Origin of the sequence: Nocardioides sp. NBC_00850 (genome assembly GCF_045207335.1) — a bacterium.
Classification (GTDB): Bacteria; Actinomycetota; Actinomycetes; order Propionibacteriales; family Nocardioidaceae; genus Nocardioides.
Genome location: NZ_CP108845.1, coordinates 4,182,286 through 4,200,276, shown reverse-complemented (window position 1 = coordinate 4,200,276; position 17,991 = coordinate 4,182,286). Strand labels below are relative to the sequence as shown.

Genomic DNA, 17,991 nt, shown 5'->3' with positions numbered 1-17,991 from the left:
CGTCTGGCACCCGGACTGTCCCCGATATCGGCCCTGATGTTGCTCTGTTGTTGAATGGGGAGGCGATGAACGACAAACGACTCCTCGGCACGGCATTTCCCGGCGACACCGGCGAGACCAGCCCTGAGGTCGCGACCGTGATGAGGTCGTACGCCGCGGGCCAGGCCACGCACGCCGATGTGCTCACCACCCTGGCCGCTGCCCGTGTGCTCGTCCCGGTCGTCGCGGTGCTGGGCGAGGTCGAGGTCGACGAGGCCGGTCTGGCCCACGACAAGACCTCCGACATGGCTACCGTGCTGCTCACCGGCGCCGACGGGCGGCAGGCATTGCTCGGGTTCACCGGCACCGCGCCGCTGCAGGCGTGGCAGACCGACGCCCGCCCGGTTCCGGTCTCCCTGCGTGACGCGGCTCAGGCCGCCGTCCACGACGGCGCCGACGCGCTCGTGCTCGATCTCGCCGGCCCGGTCCCGTTCGCGATCGAGGGCGACGACCTGCAGAAGGTGGCCGAGGGCTGGCAGCTGGCGACCGTCGGGCCGCGTACCGCCTGGGTGCGGCCCTGACGATTGGGCCTGAGGATTGGGACAGCGGGGAATGTTGCAGTAGTGTTCCGTGTTGACCGATCAGCCGACGTACGCCGTCGGTTTGATCCAACAAGCGGAGATCACGACAGCGTTCTCCCACCCGCATCGACCGCCCAGCAACAGAGGTCGTCGGGTCCGGTCCCGAAGACAGTGCCCCAGAGTTCCAGGGGTCAATGGATTCGGTGGTGCGAGCCCGTTCGCGGGTGAGCGTCTTGACTGGCTTCCGCTTGTGACAATCCAGCGGGAGCCTTTTTCGATTTCCGGACCGCCCGTGCACGCGGCCCGGAAGCCGAGATCCAGAGCCTCCGCAGCCACAACAACTGGAGGACACATCAGCACTGAGCTTCGTATCAACGACCGGATCCGGGTTCCCGAGGTCCGCCTCGTTGGTCCCAACGGAGAGACGGTCGGCATCGTGCCGACCCCTGACGCGCTGCGCCTGGCCCAGGAGGCCGACCTCGACCTCGTCGAGATCGCCCCGCAGGGCAAGCCGCCGGTCTGCAAGCTCATGGACTACGGGAAGTTCAAGTACGAGAACGCCCAGAAGGCCCGTGAAGCCCGTCGAAACCAGACGAACGTGATCATCAAGGAGATGAAGCTTCGTCCGAAGATCGACAAGCACGACTACGAGACCAAGAAGGGTCACGTCGTGCGGTTCCTCAACGCTGGGGACAAGGTGAAGATCACGATCATGTTCCGCGGTCGTGAGCAGCACCGTCCCGAGCTCGGCTTCCGCCTGCTGCAGCAGCTGGCCGACGACGTCCAGGAGCTGGGCTTCGTCGAGTCCTCGCCGAAGCAGGACGGCCGCAACATGATCATGGTGCTCGGCCCCCACAAGAAGAAGGCCGACGCCAAGGTCGAGGCGAAGGAGGCCAAGGAGGAGAAGGCCGCCGAGCGCGCCGCCGACGAGGCCGCCGAGAAGGCGGAGCGTACGGCTGCGAACGCTGCCCGTCCGGCCTCCACCCCGAAGGTCAAGCGCCGCTCGGAGAACCTCGACCCCGACATCGACGTCTGAGCCTCCCGGGCCCAGCAAGAGACTTCCGCCGCCGCGGCGCCCCGTGACCGGCCGGACGACGAGAGAAGGAAGAACTATGCCGAAGAACAAGACCCACTCCGGTTCCAAGAAGCGCTTCAAGGTGACCGGTTCCGGGAAGATCCAGCGCTTGCAGGCCGGCCGTAAGTCCGGCGCTGCGTTCGCCTCCGCGCCGACGACCGGCTCGCGCAAGAAGCACCGTCGCAACGCTGGTCTGGTGGAGCTCGCCCCCGCCGACGTGAAGCGCGCGAAGAAGCTGCTCGGTCGCTGAGACCGCTGATCACCCGAACTTTCCCCAGAGCATTCAAGGAGCACTGAAATGGCACGCGTCAAGCGCGCAGTGAACGCTGCGAAGAAGCGTCGCACCACCCTCGAGCGGGCCTCCGGTTACCGGGGCCAGCGCTCGCGCCTCTACCGCAAGGCGAAGGAGCAGGTCACCCACTCGCTGGTCTACTCCTACAACGACCGCCGCAAGAACAAGGGCAACTTCCGCAAGCTGTGGATCCAGCGGATCAACGCCGCGGCGCGTGCCGAGGGCATGACCTACAACCGCTTCATCCAGGGTCTCAACCTGGCCGGCATCGAGGTCGACCGCAAGATCCTCGCCGAGCTCGCCGTCAACGACGTGGCCGCGTTCAACGCGATCGTCGCCCAGGCCAAGGCTGCTCTGCCGGAGGACGTCAACGCCCCGGCGAACGCCTGAGCTTGCGTTTGAAACGACGCCCCCACCGGCCGCTGTGCCGGGCTGGGGGCGTCGTTCTCTGTTGCGACGTGGGAGTCTTCGTCAGTGAATGAGTCGGGGGAGAACGTGAAGCTGTCCGCGGGGAACTCGCGCCTCAAGGAGATCCGCAAGCTCGCGCGACGTGCGGTTCGCTCGGAGCGGCAGGTCTTCTTGGCCGACGGTCCGAAGGCGGTCGAGGGTGCGCTCGGTGTTCCTGGTTGCGTGCAGGAGATCTTCGCGACCGAAGCCGGCGCCGAGACGTACGCCTCGGTGCTGGCCGACCAACCGGTCACGCTGGTCGAGGACCGAGCGATGGCCGGCCTCTCCGACTCGGTGACTCCCGCCGGGGTGGTGGCACTGTGCCGGTTCCTCGATGTGCCGCTCGGCGACATCGCGGGTCCCCTCGTGGTGATCTGTGCCGACGTACGCGATCCCGGCAACGCCGGCACCGTCATCCGCTGCGCCGACGCGGCCGGCGCGTCCGGGGTGATCCTGGCCGGCGACTCGGTCGACCTCTACAACCCCAAGACCATCCGGGCCTCGGTCGGTTCCGCCTTCCACCTCCCGATCGCGATCGAGCGGGACCCGCTGGTCGCGGTGAAGGCAGCCAAGGCCGCCGGCCTTACCGTCCTGGCCGCCGACATGCACGGCACCGCCGACCTGTTCAGCGCTGACGCACTCCTCGCCCGGCCCACCGCCTGGCTGATGGGCAACGAGGCGTGGGGCCTCCCGCCCGAGCTCGCCGCCGAGGCCGACGAGATCGTGAGCATCCCGATCTTCGGCAAGGCCGAGTCGCTCAACCTCTCCACCGCCGCCGCGCTGTGTGTGTACGCCTCGGCGCGGGCGCAGCGTGCGTGAATGCTCACCGAGGTAACTCGGTGAACGTTGCCGGCCGAGACGTCACTCGCGTCGACCGAGTGGGCATCTCGGTGACGTCTCGGCCGACGTACGCGACGCCTCGGCCGACCGGCGCGACGCTTCGGCGGGGGCTTGACCTTCAACTCGCGTGAAGGACGATGGTTGCGGCATGGACGAGCCACTGTTGACGATCGGGGCGTTCGCGCGGGCGGTGGGCCTGACCGCGAGCGCGCTGCGGCATTACGACGAGTGCGGGTTGCTGGTGCCGGCGGAGGTGGACTCCGGGACGGGCTATCGCTACTACACGCCCGAGCTCGCCGACCGGGCCCGGCTGATCGTGGGCATGCGGGAGGCCGGGGTACCGATCGAGACGATGCGGGTGGTGCTCGACTCACCGGCCGGTGAGGCCAGGGCAGCGCTGGCGGAGTTCCTCGAGGACCAGAGCGCGCGCACGGCGCGGGCCGAGGAGGCAGTACGCGGCGTGCTGGCCGCCGTCGACGCCGGGCCCGCGGCCAGGCCGGCGCTCGTCGAGATGCCCGGTCCCGTGCTGGCCGCGGCGATCCGGCAGGTGCGGCACGCAGCGGAGTCCGATCCGGCCTCCGAGCTCGCTTCTGTCCTGATCGACGTCGGGGGCGATAGCGGTGGATCGGGCGTGGACGTGGTGGCGACCAACCGCTACTGGATGGCAGTGCGGGAGCTTCCGGCGGCCGCCGAGGGCGACGGCGGCCGGGCGGTCCTGTCCCTGCCCGACGCCGCCGCGCTGGCCGACCGACTGGACGCGATCACCACCGCCGAGGTGCGCATCGCCGACGGCACGCTCACCCTCGCCGGGCAGGAGCTGGGCCGCGACACCACCTACCCGGCGCACCGGCTCGTACTGGCCGGCCTGGAGCCGCCTGTCACCCGCGCGGTCCTCGCCAAGGCCGACCTGCTCGCGGGTCTCGACGCGGCCGCCTACGTCGAGGTCGACCTCTTCCTCGGCGACCAGACGCGGCTCCGCTCGCCGCACGCTGCCGAGCAGAGCGACGTACGCGGCGTGGTGACCGGCCCGCCGAGCCGGCTCCGGCTCGGCACAGCCCTGTTCGGTCGCGCGCTGGCAGTGTGCCTGGGCGACGAGGTGCAGCTGGCGGTGACCGCGCCGGACCGGCCGGTGGTGGTGATCTCGCCCTACCAGCCCGGGTTCACCGCGCTGGTCATGCCCGTGCGACACAGCCCCGAAGGCTGAGTCCGTGGGAGTGGCCCAGGGCCAGGGGTTCCGCCCCTGGCTGGCAGCGTCGACCGCATCGGTCTTCGGGGACTCGGTGACCTTCTTCGCTATCGGCTGGGCGGCGGCGGGGTTCGGCGCCGACGCGGCCAGCCTGGTGCTGACGATCGAAGGTATCCCGCTGGCCGTACTGGTGCTCGCCGGGGGAGTGCTGGCCGACCGGGTCGGGATCCGGCGGACGATGGCCGCCTGCGACGCCGCGATGGTGCTGGTCATGGCCGCGTTCGCGGTCGGCGCGATCGGTGGCGCGGGACTGTGGATGCTGGTCGCGGTCGGTGCCCTCTCGGGCACCATCCAGGCCCTGCGGCGGCCCGCTGAGGGAGTCTTCCCGCGGCTCTTCGGGGCCGAGGATCTGGATCGGCGGATGGCCCTGGTCGGCTCGGCCCACCAGATCGCCCGCACCGCGGGACCCGCGGCCGGCGGCTTCCTGATCGGCCACGGCGGCCTGCCACTCACCGCCGGCCTGGACGCGGCCACGTACGCCATCGTCCTCGTCGCGCTCCTCCTGGTCCGGCCACCGCACGAGCCGGCTCCCGAGCCCGCCCAGGGCTCGGTCTGGCGCAGCCTGGCCGACGGTGCGAGGACGGCGGTGCGCACGCCCGGCGTCATACCGGTCCTGGTCGCCATCACCGGTCTCGCCGCGACGGTGCTCCCGCTGGTCATGCTCGCACTGCCGCTCGCCGGCCGCGAACGCGGCTGGACGGCCGCCGAGACGGGTCTCGTCTCCGGCGCCTGGGTGGCCGGGGGACTGGTGATGACCCTCGCCGTCGCCCGGTGGGGCGCGCCGCGCGCACCGGTCGCGGTCGCCGGCCCGGTGCTCGCGGCCGGCGGGGTGGTGCTGCTGGGGCTGCGTACGGAGATCTGGGCCGGGATCTTCGCGGTCGGCCTCGTCGGCGTCGGCACCACCATGCTGACCAGCTACCTCCTCCCGGCCTATGTCGCCCGCACCCCGCCGGAGATGCTCGCCCGGTTCTCGAGCCTGACCCAACTGGCCCAGACCGGCCCGGTACTGCTCGCGACGCCGCTGCTGGGTGTGGCGGCTGGGGTCGACGTACGACTGGCTCTTGCCGCCATCGCCGCACTGCTCCTGGCCACCGTGCCGGCCGCCGCCGGAGTCGCCCGGCTGCCTCGCCAGATACCCCAGAGGGTCTGATACACGAAAGGTAAATCTGTTTCACTCGGGATGCGGGGGTTCTCTCAGGGCGATGCGAAGGAGCACGGCATGACGAACGTGAGCAGACGACGACTGTTGGCCTCGGGCGGCGCGGCGGCGGCCGCGGGCGCGACCTTCCCGCTGTGGACGTGGTCGCCGAGCGCGTCGATCGCGGGCACAGGGGAGGGGCTGGATCCCGAGTACGTCTGGGACGTCCGCGCCGACCCGGTCATCGAGCGTCTCTACGGCGAAGGCATCGACAAGGTCGCCGAGGTCAACGAGATCCTGAAGAGCTGGACCACCAACGACCAGCCGGTTCCGGACGGGCTGCCGGGCTACCTGGCTGACTTCATCGAAGAGGCGCGCCGCCTCCCCGCCTGGGCCGACCAGGGGAAGCTGCAGCTGGCCGGTACATTCAACGAGGAGAGGTACGGCTTCTTCCTCGCGCTCCTCTACACCCTCGGCAGCGGCCTGATCAGCTGCGCCATCAAGCGCGAGGCGTGGTCGGTCTACTACTCCTACGGTGGCGCGAACATGCGCGACCGGATCGCCAAGACGACCGTGCTCGGCTACGACGTGATGGACGCCCAGGGCTGGACCGCGTCCGGCCGGTTGATGGTCGACTCGGTCAAGACCCGGATGGTCCACGCCGCGGTACGCCACCTGCTGCCGCAGTCCCCGCACTGGACGAAGGTCGGCGCCGGCCAGGAGATCCCGATCAGCCAGGCCGACATCCTGGTCACCTTCCACAGCCTCGGCACCTGGGTGATGAAGAAGTTCACCGAGTGGGACATCGCGCCGAGCAAGGAGCTCGCCGACGCCTTCCTGCACGCCTGGAACGTCGACCTCCACCTCCTCGGCGTGCAGGAGCAGTATCTGCCGAAGGACTGGGCCGCGGCGTACGCGCAGTACGACCAGGTGATGGGCCCGGCGACCGGCGGCACCCGGGAGGGCGTCGAGCTCGCCCAGGCGCTGCTCGACGCCGTGATCGGCGAGGGCAACCCGCTGCTGCGCCACGAGCTGGAGTCGCTGGGGCGCTACGTGATCGGGGACGCGTACGCCGACATGATCGCCTTCGACAAAGACCCGGTGCTCGCCCCCGTCTGGGCGGCTGCCGTGCCGCTGCTGGTGACCTCCTACCAGAGCACGGTCCCCAACATCCCGCTCGTCTCCAACCTGCTCCCTGAGGCGGTGCACACCTTCATCAAGATCTACTTCTCGCCCGGCGACCCGGCGCCGATCACGCTGCCGCTGAGCAATCGGCCGGAGTAGCGGCCCCAGAACGTCGGTCGGTCTAGGGTGGCGGCGTGGACGCCAGAGAACTCGCCGATGCCCTGCCCGACGGTGTCGTCGTCGCCGACGCGGATGGCGCGGTCGTCCTGGTCTCCGCCCTGGCCGGGCGGATGCTCGGCGTCGACGCGGTCTCGAGCCTGGGGAAGCCGCTGGGTGACGTACTCACGTTGAGCAACACCGAGGGGCAGACCTGGGCCGATGCCAACCGGCCCTACGACACCCTGCGGACCGTCACCGGCACCCCGGAGCAGGCCTGGCTGCTGCCCGACGGCACCGAGGTGCTGGTCGTCTCGACGATCCGGCGCCCGTCCCTGGACGCCGACGTCGACCAGGTCTCGATCTCGCTGCGCTCGGGCCGGGGCCGCAAGCGCCTGGACCGGGAGCGCTCCGACCTGGTCGCCACCGTCGCCCACGAGCTGCGCTCGCCGCTGACCGGGGTCAAGGGGTTCGTCCAGGCGCTCCTGAACCGGTGGGACCGGCTCAACGACGATCAGAAGAAGCTGATGCTCAAGACCGTCGCCTCCGACTCCGACCGGCTCTCGAGGCTGATCGCCGAGCTCCTCGACGTGGCCCGGATCGACACCGGACGACTGCAGCTCTACCCGCGCGCCAGCGACGCGACGGTGCTGGTCACCCGCGTGGTCGAGTCGGTGCGCTCGGCGACCTCCAGGCCGATCGAGCTCGAAATCTCCGCCGGCGAGGACGAGCTCGAGATCCACGCCGATCCGGACAAGTTCACCCAGGTCGTCACCAACCTCGTCGAGAACGCCGTACGCCACGGAGACGGCGTCGTCACCGTGAGCCTGGGTGTGCGGCCGGACGACGCCGACCAGGTCCTGCTGGTCGTCGAGGACCGTGGCGAGGGCATCCCCGCCGAGCTGCGCCAGCGCGTGTTCACCAAGTTCTGGAAGCACGGCGCCCGCGGCGGCTCGGGTCTGGGGCTCTACATCGTCGGCGGCCTCACCCGCGCCCACAGCGGCTCGGTCACGATCGCCGACGCCGACGGCGGCGGGGCTCGGATCGAGGTCTCCTGGCCCCGGAATCCGCCGTCGGCGTAGGGTCACACCGTTCCTACGGCCTGGACCGGGCCAGCAGGAAGATGAAGTACGGCGCGCCGATGAGCGCGACGACGAGACCCGCGGGGATCTGGGCGGGGCTGATCGCGGTGCGGCCGATGGCGTCCGCGGCCACGAGGAGCAACGCCCCGACCAGGATGGCTACCGGGACCACCCGCGCGCTGCGCCCGCCGACGAGGGCGCGCGCGATGTGCGGCGCGACCAGACCGACGAAGCCGACGACACCGACGGCGGAGACCGCCATCGCGGTGAGCACCGCGGCGGTCAGCAGGATCAGCAGGCGCACCCGCTCCGAGGGGACGCCGACCAGCCGTGGCGTGTCGTCGTCCAGCGCGAGCAGGTCGAGCTCGCGACGCACCACGAAGGCGATCGGAATCGCGACGGCCAGCGCCACCGCGACCGGGACGACCTGCTCCCAGCTGCGGCCGTAGGTCGAGCCGGACAGCCAGGTGTAGATCCGCGGTGTGTCCCACGGGTTGGAGCGCACCAGCATGAAGGTGCTGAGCGAGACCGACCCGTACCAGACGCCGATGCCGATGAGCACCAGGCGGTCGGTGTCGATGCCGTGCCGCCAGGCCAGGCCGTAGACGACGCCGAAGGCGACCAGCGCGCCGACGGTCGCGGCGATGAGCATGGTGGTCGTCGAGGCCGCGGCCGAGCTGCCGCCGCTCCAGCCCGAGGAGAGGCCGGTCACCACGATGACCGCGCCCACGCCGGCGCCGCCGGTGATGCCCAGGATCCCGGGCTCGGCCAGCGGGTTGCGGCAGGTGGCCTGGACGAAGGTGCCGGCGAGTGCGAGGGCGCCACCGGCGAGGACCGCCGCGGCGACCCGGGGCGCACGCTCGTCGAGAGCGAACTGGACCAGCGGGATGCCCTCGCCCTGGAGCCAGGCGACGATGTCGCCGGTGTAGAGCCACTGATGGCCGGCGAGCAGGCTGACGACGGTGGCCCCGACGGTCAGTGCGAGCAGCAGGACGAGCACCACCAGGAACCGGAGCCGGCTGCGGATGGTGACGGTGGCGCCGGGTGGCCGGCGGGTGGGCCCGGAGTCGCGTCCGCCACGGGCGAGGAGAACCATCACGACCGCACCGGCGATCGTCGTCGTCACTCCGGTGGGCACCGACATGGCCTCGTCCGCACCGAGCACCGCCCGGACGACGACGTCCGCCACGACCACGGCGAGGGCGCCCACGAGACCGGCGGCCGGGATCAGGACGGCGTGCCGGTTCAGCGCCGGGACGACCCGGCCGAGCAGGCGGACCAGGACCGGGGCGCAGAGCCCGACGAAGCCGATCGGCCCCGCCAGCGTCACCGCTGCCGAGGTGAGCAGCACCGCGAGCACGGTCCCGATCGCCCGCGTCGAGCGGACCGGTACGCCGAGGACCGAGGCGGCGTCGTCGCCTGCGGAGAGCAGGTCGAGCCGGCGGGCGAGCAGCAGGCCGCAGACTGTCGCCACCACGACCACCGGTGCCACCTGCCAGAACGCCTGCAGCCCGAGCTGGCTCAGCGATCCGCTGCCCCAGGCGAACAGGCTCGTGGTCTCCTCGGAGTAGAGGATGAGCAGCGTCGAGGTAGCGGCCTGGAGCGCGAGCGCCACCGCCGAGCCGGCCAGGATGAGCCGGGTCGTCGACGTGCCTGCGCCACCGGCGAGGGCGAGGACGATCCCGGCGGCCACGAGGCCGCCGAGGAAGGCCGTGATGCCGGAGGCCCACAGCGGGACCGACAGGCCGAACGCGGCGACCAGGGTGACCGCGAAGTAGGCGCCTCCGGTCACCGCCAGGGTGTCGGGGGCAGCCATCGCGTTGCGCGCGAGCGACTGCAGGAGCGCCCCGGCGACGCCGAGGGCGAACCCGACCGCGATCCCCGCCGCGAGGCGGGGGATCCGCGACCCGGTGATGATCTCCATCGTCGACGCGGTCGCGCCGTGTGACTGCTCACGGCCGAGCAGCGCGTCGAGGAAGTCGGCGGGCCCTACGCCCGAGGTGCCCTGGGTGAGATGCCAGGAAGCAGTCAGCAGCAGCCCGGCGAGCAGGCACAGGAGGACGACAGAGGCGCCTCCGGCACCCGCTCGCGGGGCCTTGAGGGCATCGGTCACTTGAGCAGGTCGACGTACGCGTCCAGCACCTGCTCGGCCGAGCGGGGTCCGCCGAAGGTCCAGATGCCCTCGGGGAAGGCGTGGGTGCGGCCCTCGCTGACGGCCGGGATCGACTTCCAGACCTTGTTCTGGGCCAGCTCGGCGTTGATGTCGCCGGCGGGGTCGACGGTGCCGGTGTGGAAGAAGGTGGCGTCACCGAGGGTGGTCATGCCCTCGATGTCGGTCTGCCCGAGGCCGTACGCAGGGTCGACCTCGCCCGTCCAGGCGTTCTTCAGTCCGATCTCCTCGCCGAGCTCACCGATCAGCGAGCCCTGGCCGAACGGGCGGATCGCGACGTTGGCGCCGTCGATCCAGCCGTCGAAGTAGACGAACTCGGTGCCCGCGGCGTCGGCCTCCTCGACCGCCTTCTTGGCGTCGGCGAGCTTGTCCTCGAACTCGCCGACGACCGTCTCGGCCTGCTCCTCGCGGCCGGTCGCCTCGGCGATCATCTCGAAGGTGGTCACCATGTTGGCGACGGGGTCCTTGGCGTCGGCGCCCTTGGTGGCGAGGACGGGGACGTCGTACTTGGCGAGCTGCTCGAGGATCTCGTCCTCGGCGGTATAGGCCTCGACGATGATCAGGTCGGGGTTGGTGCCGAACAGGGTCTCCAGGTTCGGCTCGCCCCGGGTGCCGACCTCGGTGGCGCTCTCGGGGAGCTCCTCCGCGGTGTCCCAGGTGCGGAAGCCCTTGCCGTCGGCGACCGCCACCGGGTCCACGCACAGGCTGAGCAGGTCCTCGGTCTGCTGCCACTCCAGAACCGCGACCCGCTCGGCGGGCTTGTCGAGCTCGACCTTGTTGCCGAAGGAGTCGGTGAGGCTGACCGGGCCGGTGGAGGTCGCGACGCCCTCGCAGCCGGCGGAGGCCTTCTTCTCGGGCTCGCCGGACTCGGCAGCGGTCGTCGTCTGTCCGCAGGCGGCCAGCATCAGGGCGCCGGCCGCTGTCAGGGCAGCAGTGGTCGTACGTCGAAACATCGTCTTTCCTCTTCGTGTCCGCCGGCGTCAGAGCCGGGCGTGATGCCTGCCGCGTGGCTCGACCCGGACGCGCCCGGTCTCCGGATCGGAGGTCACCTCGATCGGGAGCCCGTACACCTCAGAGAGGTGTTCGGCGGTGAGCACGTCAGCGGGTTCGCCGGCGGCGTGCACATCGCCGTGGTGCAGCAGTACGACCTGGTCCGCCACTGCGGCGGTCTGATTCAGGTCGTGCAGGACGACGCCGATGGCCGTCCCGTGGTGGTCCGCGAGATCGCGGACCAGGTCAAGGATCTCGACCTGGTAGCGCAGGTCGAGATGGTTGGTGGGCTCGTCGAGGAGCAGTACGCCGGTGTCCTGGGCCAGGCAGCTGGCCAGCCAGACGCGCTGCAGCTCGCCACCGGAGAGCTGGTCGACGGCCCGCTCCGCCATCGCGGCGGTCCCGGTGAGCTCCATCGCCCGGTCGATGCTCTCCAGGTCCTCCTCCGTCAGGGCGGCGAACCGCCGACGGTGGGGGTGGCGCCCGAATCCGACGACGTCGCGGACGGTCAGGCCGGAGGGGTGTGGGCGGGACTGGGAGAGCAGCGTGACCTTGCGCGCGAACGCGCGTGCGTTCAGCGGCGCGCTGTCGGCGCCCTCGAGCTGGACCGACCCGGAGGTCACCCGGTGCAGCCGCGCCAGGGAGCGCAGCACGGTCGACTTCCCCGAGCCGTTCGGCCCGATCAGCGCGGTCACCCGCCCCGACTCGAGACCGATCGAGACTCCATGGACCACGGTGGCGCGGGCATAGCCGAGCACGAGGTCATGGCCGGAAAGGGCTGGGGGCATGAGGTGAGGCTAGCCTAACTAAATCGGGCGCTGTCCAGAGGGGCCCACTATGCGATCGGCTAAATCTGGAACCGGCGACACCCTTCACCGGTTACCGGTTCGCGTCGCGGGCCGCCGGATTCCTAGACTGTCGCTCACACACTCATGCGACGAAAGCCAGTGATGTCCGGTCCCAACACCGACTATGACCCGGTAGAGGTCACCCCCTTGAAGGCTGAGGAGGTCGAGGCCGCGCGCGACGCCGCGCTCAAGGCCATCGACGCCGCGACCAGTCTCGAGGAGCTCAAGCAGACACGGCTCGACCACGCCGGCGACCGTTCGCCGCTGGCCCTGGCCAACCGCGAGATCGGCGCGCTGCCGCCGGCGGCGCGCAAGGACGCCGGCCAGCGCGTCGGCAAGGCGCGCGGCGCGGTCAACCAGGCGCTCGCCGCGCGGCAGAAGGTGCTCGAGGCCGAGCACGAGGCGCGGATGCTGGTCGAGGAGACCGTCGACGTGACGCTCCCGACCGACCGGCTCCCGGCTGGTGGGCGGCACCCGCTCACCACCGGCGCCGAGTACATCGCCGACATCTTCGTGGCGATGGGCTGGGAGGTCGCCGAGGGCCCGCTCATCGAGGCCGAGTGGCTCAACTTCGACGCCCTCAACCTGGGCCCGGACCACCCGGCCCGCACCATGCAGGACACCTTCTGGACCGAGCCCGCCGAGAACCACGTGGTTCTCCGGACCCACACCAGCCCGGTGCAGGCGCGCACCATGCTGACCCGCGAAGCACCGATCTACGTGGTCTGCCCCGGACGCGTCTTCCGCACCGACGAGTACGACGCGACCCACTCGCCGATGTTCCACCAGGTCGAGGGCCTCGCCATCGACGAAGGCATCTCGATGGCGAACCTGAAGGGCACCCTGGACCACTTCGCCACCCAGATGTTCGGCGAGGGCATCGTGACCCGGTTCCGGCCGTCGTACTTCCCCTTCACCGAGCCGTCTGCGGAGGTCGACCTGACCTGTTTCGTCTGCCGTGGCGCGCAGGTCGTCGACGCCGGAGACGGTCAGCTCGTCACCTGCCGCACCTGCAAGGGCGAGGGCTGGATCGAGTGGGGCGGCTGCGGGATCGTGAACCCGCGCGTCCTGGTCGCGTGCGGTGTCGACCCGGAGAAGTACAGCGGCTTCGCTTTCGGCATGGGCATCGACCGCACCCTGATGTTCCGCACCGGCCTGTCCGACCTGCGCACCCTCTTCGAGGGCGACGTCCGGCTTACTACTGCATTCGGGAGTGAACTGTGAAGGCCCCCCTCTCCTGGATCAAGGAGTACGTCGACCTGCCGGCCGATCTCGGCATCGAGGAGATCACCGACCGGCTGACCGCGCTCGGCCTCAAGCTGGAGGCGATCGAGACCTCCGGCGCAGGCATCGAGGGCCCGCTCGTGGTGGGCCAGGTGCTCACCCAGGAGCCCGAGCCGCAGAAGAACGGCAAGACGATCAACTGGTGCACCGTCGACGTCGGTGACGCCAACGGCACTGGTGAGCCGCAGGGGATCGTCTGCGGCGCGCACAACTTCAAGCCGGGCGACAAGGTCGTCGTGATCCTGCCCGGGGGCGTGCTGCCGGGGCCAAATAATTCAAGCGGGGTCCAGATCTCGGCCCGCAAGACCTACGGCCACATGTCGGCCGGAATGATCTGTTCCGCGCGCGAGCTCGGGCTGGGGGAGGAGGCCGACGGCATCATCGTGCTGCCGGCCGACGCTCCCGCACCCGGGACCGACGCGCGTGAGGTGCTCGGGCTCGGCGAGGAGATCATCGAGTTCGAGATCAACCCGGACCGTGCCTACGCCCTGTCGATGCGCGGCATCGCTCGGGACGCGGCGCTCGGCTTCGACGTACCGTTCCACGACCCGGCGCAGGTCGACTACCCGGTCGCCGACGGCTCGGGCTACCCGGTCCGGCTCGAGGCCGACGGCTGCGATTTCTTCGTCACCCGCGTGATCACCGGGTTCGACCCGGCCGCGCCGACGCCCGAGTTCATCAAGAAGCGGCTCGAGGCCACCGGCGTACGCTCGATCTCGCTGGCTGTCGACGTCTCCAACTACGTGATGATGGAGCTCGGCCAGCCGACGCACTGCTACGACAGGGCCAAGCTGTCCGGCGACATCGTGGTGCGACGCGCGAGCGAGGGCGAGAAGATCACCACGCTCGACGACGTGGTCCGGGTGCTCTCCGAGGAGGACCTGCTGATCACCGACGACTCCGGCCCGATCGGCATCGCCGGTGTCATGGGCGGGGCGTCGACGGAGATCTCGGAGTCGACCACGGACATCGTGGTCGAGGCCGCGCACTTCGACCCGACCACCGTCTTCCGCTCCCAGAAGCGCCACAAGCTTCCCTCGGAGGCGTCCAAGCGCTTCGAGCGCGGCGTCGACCCGCTGCTGCCGCCCGCCGCGGCCCAGCGCGTCGTCGAGCTGCTCGTCGAGCACGGTGGCGGCCAGGCCGTCGGTGTCTCCGAGGTCGGGCCGGGGGCCTCGCTCGAGACGCGCGAGCCGTTCCGGACCATCACGATCCCGGTCGACCTGCCGGCCCGGATCATCGGGCTCGACATCGACGAGGCGACGGTGGTGAAGTCGCTCGAGCTGATCGGCGCGCGGGTCGCCGTGTCGGGTGACTCGCTGCGCGCGACCATCCCGAGCTACCGGGTCGACCTCACCGACCCCTACGACCTCGTCGAGGAGGTCGCCCGCATCGTCGGCTACGACAAGGTTCCCTCGGTGCTGCCGCGCCGGGCGACCGGTGGTGGTCTGACCCGCGCGCAGCAGCTGCGCCGCCGGATCGGGCGTGCCCTGGCCGGTGCCGGGCTGGTCGAGGTCGTCGACTTCCCGTTCGTGGGCGAGGCCGACTTCGATCGCCTCGGGCTGCCCGCCGACGACGTGCTGCGGCACACCGTCAAGCTGGCCAACCCGCTCAGCAGCGAGGAGCCCGGCTACACCACGACGCTGCTCCCGGGCCTCCTCAAGGTCGCCGCCCGGAACGTCTCCCGAGGTCAGGACGGGGTCTCTCTCTTCGAGACCGCGACCGTCGCGTTCCCGGTGGACCAGGCCGCGCCGATCTACGGCGTCGACCGGCGCCCGACCGAGGAGGAGCTCGAGAAGCTGCTCGCCGCGATCCCGCGCCAGCCGCTGCATCTCGCCGTCGTGCTCGCCGGGGAGCGTACGCGCGGTGGTTGGTGGGGCGCCGCCGAGACCGCTTCATGGGCCGACGCCATCGACGTCGTACGCCGCCTGGGCACCGAGCTCGGAGTCCCTGTCGAGGTCGCCTCGGCCTCGCGGGCGCCGTGGCACCCGGGGCGCTGTGCGGTCGTCTCCGTCGACGGTGTCGAGTTCGGCCACGCCGGCGAGCTGCACCCCAACGTGTGTAAGGCGTTCGGGCTGCCGGCCCGTTCGGCAGCGGTCGAGATCGACCTCGACTTCCTGATCTCGAAGGTGCCCGCCACCGCCGCCGGCCCGGTCTTCTCGACCATGCCGATCGCGAAGGAGGACGTCGCGCTGACCGTGCCGGTAGACGTCACCGTGGCCGCCGTCGAGGCCGCGCTGCGCGAGGGTGCCGGCGAGCTGCTGGAGACCGTTCGGCTCTTCGACGTCTACGAGGGCGACCAGGTCGGCGAGGGCAAGAAGTCGCTCGCCTTCGCGCTCCGCTTCCGTGCTCCCGACCGCACGCTGAAGGCCGAGGAGACCGCGGCCGCACGCGATGCGGCGGTCGCGAGGGCGGCCGAGCTGACGGGCGCCGTCCAGCGCTGAGGTTCTGACCAGTACGGGGAGGGTCGCTCGCGATGCGAGCGGCCCTCCCCGTCTGCGTACGGCCGCTATCCTCGGCCGCGGATGCCGAGCTCTCGGGCCAGCGGCTCGGCGAGCTGGGGTGCGTACTGGCGCGACATGTGGGTGCCGTCGTAGTGGGTGATGGTGTCGCCGACGACGGCTGGGCAGGACCCGTCCCAGCAGAAGTAGGAGCTCATGTCGGCGACGTCGACACCGACCTCCTCGGCCGCCCGGACCTGCACGTCGATCGACCGCTCCCGCGACTCCACCGCGCCCATCAAGCAGTCGCCCAGGGTGGCGCCCGGGCGGGACAGGCAGGTGCCGGCGTTGGCGTCGAAGCCCTGGATGTCGCGGATCAGCACCGTACGCCTCGTGTGCTTGTCCACCCGGCGCAGGAAGTCGGTGTAGGCCGGACGCATGAGCTCGTCGATCTTGCTGGTCTCGCCGACCCAGCGGTCGTCCTCGTCGAAGACGCCCTTAATCGGCGGGGCGGTGGAGACGACGGTCAGGTCGGGATTGAGACGCCGGAACTGCTTGAACGCCCACCGGTTGAAGTCGTCGCACTCGGTGTAGGGATCCTTCTCGCCGCCGCGGTCGGTGGTGATCGAGGCCGAGACGCAGCGATTCTTGACCAGGAAGTAGGCCCGGAAGCCGTGCTGCTTCGCGATCCGGTTCAGGGTCGGGACCCAGTGCAGGGCGTGGGAGTTCCCGAAGACCACCATCGTCTTCTCTCCGTCGGGGTCGCCGTCGACGCACAGGTCACGCTCGGAGTCGTCGGTGTAGTCGCACCTGGTCCGGCTCGGCTTGAGGGAGTCGAGCTCGGTGAGCGCGGGACGCAGCTCGGTCGGGACCGGCGTGTCCTCGCGCGCCGCGAGCACCGACGCCCGCACCAGCGCCTCCTGCTTGTCCAGCGACGGAGGGGCGGCGGGTGCGCTGGCCAGGGTGATCGCCGGCTGGAAGGAGCCACGGGTGGCCTCGAAGTCGGCGTAGGCGGTGCCGCCGAACGCGATGGTCGCCACGAGCGCGATGCTGACCGGGTAGAAGGTCAGCGCGCGCCGGGTCGGCCGCCACAGCGCGCCCTCACGGAACGGCGCCTCGACGAGCCGGAAGGAGACGTACGCCAGCACGAACGCGCCCGCGACTGCCAGACCGCGCTCGGGCCAGGTGAGCTCGCGCTGGAGGACGATCTCGGGCAGCACCAGGAGCGGCCAGTGCCACAGGTAGAGCGAGAACGACCAGTCGCCGATCGCCCGCATCGGCGCCACCGACAGCAGCCGGGCGCCGATCGTCGTCTCGCCCGAGGGCAGAGCGCCGGCGAGGATGACGGCCGCGGAGCCGAGCACCGGGAGCGCGGCGTGGTAGCCGGGGAACGGGGTGGACTCGTCGTAGGCCAGGCAGGCCCAGACGATGGCGGCCAGCCCGCCCAGGACGAGGACCTCCCGGACCAGGGGCGTGCCCCCGAGCCGTTGCATCACCCGGCCGCTGGTGACCAGGATCGCCAGCGCCGCGCCGATCCCCAGCTCCCAGGCGCGGGTGAGCGAGGAGAAGTAGGCCGCGGTCGCCTCGCCCGGCGTGTGGACGATCGACCAGACGAAGCTCGCGAGGGTGATCAGCGCGATCGCGGCGAGGAGGTAGCGGCGAGCCCGTGCCGAGCCCTGCTGGACGTCGCGCTCGCCGCCGCCCCGGGAGGCGCCGATCCTGCTCGCCAGGAGGATGCAGATCAGCGCGACGAGCGGCCAGACCAGGTAGAACTGCTCCTCGACCGCCAGCGACCAGAAGTGCTGGACCGGCGAGGGCGGCAGCTCGGCATGGAAGTAGTCGGTCCCGGCGATGGCCATCCGGATGTTGGCGGCGAACGCCGAGGCCCAGACCGCGTCGACGGCGAGCGGGGCGACCTGCGCCGGACCCAGCAGGACCACCGCGGCGACCACGGTGCCCGCGAGGGTGAGGGTGGCGGCCGGGAGGATGCGCCGGGCCCGGCGCGCGTAGAAGCGTCTCAGCGATATCCGGCCGGTGCGGCCGAGCTCACCGACGAGCTGCTGGGTGATCAGGAAGCCCGAGATGACGAAGAAGACATCGACGCCGACGAACCCGCCGGCGAACCAGGACACTCCTGCGTGGGCGGCCAGGACAGTGAGGATGGCGACGGCGCGTAGCCCCTGGACGTCGCCGCGCAGCTGCCTTGCGGGGGCCTTGGGGGGAGCCGTTGGGGCGGCGGGGGCGGGGGAGGGGACCGAGATGTCGGAAGACATAGGCACATGAGGCTAGCAATCCCCGTC

At 70.9% G+C, this 17,991-nt stretch carries 15 protein-coding genes and 1 pseudogene; 12 read left to right on the top strand and 4 right to left on the bottom strand.

Annotated elements, in window-relative coordinates; all coding sequences use genetic code 11:
* Positions 1–65: 65 nt before the first annotated feature.
* The 10 genes and pseudogenes from OH802_RS20390 to OH802_RS20345 all read left to right on the top strand — a co-directional run bounded on the left by OH802_RS20390 (position 66) and on the right by OH802_RS20345 (position 7,961).
* Complete coding sequence (locus OH802_RS20390) at positions 66–560, top strand: SseB family protein (RefSeq protein WP_406021493.1); 495 nt, start codon at positions 66–68, stop codon at positions 558–560.
* 292 nt (positions 561–852) lie between these two features.
* Positions 853–1,596, top strand: a complete 744-nt coding sequence (infC, locus tag OH802_RS20385) for a translation initiation factor IF-3 (protein ID WP_355225442.1) — start codon at positions 853–855, stop codon at positions 1,594–1,596.
* A 76-nt stretch (positions 1,597–1,672) separates the two neighbouring features.
* Complete coding sequence (locus OH802_RS20380) at positions 1,673–1,885, top strand: 50S ribosomal protein L35 (RefSeq protein WP_008359371.1); 213 nt, start codon at positions 1,673–1,675, stop codon at positions 1,883–1,885.
* Positions 1,886–1,933: 48 nt separating this feature from the next.
* A complete protein-coding gene (gene rplT, locus OH802_RS20375) occupies positions 1,934–2,317 on the top strand; it encodes a 50S ribosomal protein L20 (protein ID WP_160023841.1) in 384 nt (127 codons plus the stop codon).
* Between the two features lie 84 nt (positions 2,318–2,401).
* Complete coding sequence (locus tag OH802_RS20370; protein WP_406021489.1) at positions 2,402–3,193, top strand: TrmH family RNA methyltransferase; 792 nt, start codon at positions 2,402–2,404, stop codon at positions 3,191–3,193.
* A 169-nt stretch (positions 3,194–3,362) separates the two neighbouring features.
* Positions 3,363–4,418 carry a MerR family transcriptional regulator gene (locus OH802_RS20365; protein WP_406021487.1) on the top strand — a complete coding sequence of 352 codons (1,056 nt, stop codon included), beginning with the start codon at positions 3,363–3,365 and terminating at the stop codon, positions 4,416–4,418.
* Positions 4,419–4,422: 4 nt separating this feature from the next.
* Complete coding sequence (locus OH802_RS20360; protein ID WP_406021485.1) at positions 4,423–5,610, top strand: MFS transporter; 1,188 nt, start codon at positions 4,423–4,425, stop codon at positions 5,608–5,610.
* 69 nt (positions 5,611–5,679) lie between these two features.
* Positions 5,680–6,882, top strand: coding sequence for an oxygenase MpaB family protein (locus OH802_RS20355; protein ID WP_406021483.1), 1,203 nt, complete (start codon positions 5,680–5,682; stop codon positions 6,880–6,882).
* A gap of 59 nt (positions 6,883–6,941) precedes the next feature.
* Positions 6,942–7,046, top strand: a pseudogene (locus OH802_RS20350) (PAS domain-containing protein); the annotation flags it as partial.
* Positions 7,047–7,181: 135 nt separating this feature from the next.
* Positions 7,182–7,961: a sensor histidine kinase gene (locus OH802_RS20345; RefSeq protein ID WP_406029364.1), complete on the top strand. Its 780-nt coding sequence runs from the start codon at positions 7,182–7,184 to the stop codon at positions 7,959–7,961.
* Between the two features lie 13 nt (positions 7,962–7,974).
* Here the strand turns inward: OH802_RS20345 and OH802_RS20340 are convergent, their stop codons facing one another.
* From OH802_RS20340 to OH802_RS20330, 3 genes are read right to left on the bottom strand one after another with little or no spacing between them, the layout of a single operon-like run.
* Positions 7,975–10,074: an iron ABC transporter permease gene (locus OH802_RS20340; protein ID WP_406021481.1), complete on the bottom strand. Its 2,100-nt coding sequence runs from the start codon at positions 10,072–10,074 to the stop codon at positions 7,975–7,977.
* Entirely contained in the window at positions 10,071–11,084 is a 1,014-nt protein-coding gene (locus OH802_RS20335; RefSeq protein ID WP_406021479.1) for an iron-siderophore ABC transporter substrate-binding protein, read from the bottom strand. The genes OH802_RS20340 and OH802_RS20335 overlap by 4 nt, the downstream gene beginning before the upstream one ends.
* A gap of 27 nt (positions 11,085–11,111) precedes the next feature.
* Complete coding sequence (locus tag OH802_RS20330; protein ID WP_406021477.1) at positions 11,112–11,909, bottom strand: ABC transporter ATP-binding protein; 798 nt, start codon at positions 11,907–11,909, stop codon at positions 11,112–11,114.
* 162 nt (positions 11,910–12,071) lie between these two features.
* Here OH802_RS20330 and pheS point away from each other — a divergent pair, with 162 nt between their 5' ends.
* Both pheS and pheT read left to right on the top strand, forming a co-directional pair.
* The gene (gene pheS, locus OH802_RS20325; RefSeq protein WP_355225471.1) at positions 12,072–13,193 is read left to right on the top strand and encodes a phenylalanine--tRNA ligase subunit alpha; all 1,122 of its coding nucleotides are present in this window, start codon (positions 12,072–12,074) and stop codon (positions 13,191–13,193) included.
* Positions 13,190–15,694, top strand: a complete 2,505-nt coding sequence (gene pheT, locus OH802_RS20320; protein ID WP_406021474.1) for a phenylalanine--tRNA ligase subunit beta — start codon at positions 13,190–13,192, stop codon at positions 15,692–15,694. The genes pheS and pheT overlap by 4 nt, the downstream gene beginning before the upstream one ends.
* Before the next feature lie 65 nt (positions 15,695–15,759).
* On the opposite strand, the gene OH802_RS20315 is transcribed toward pheT, so the two are convergent.
* Positions 15,760–17,964 carry an acyltransferase family protein gene (locus OH802_RS20315; protein ID WP_406021472.1) on the bottom strand — a complete coding sequence of 735 codons (2,205 nt, stop codon included), beginning with the start codon at positions 17,962–17,964 and terminating at the stop codon, positions 15,760–15,762.
* Positions 17,965–17,991: the final 27 nt, after the last annotated feature.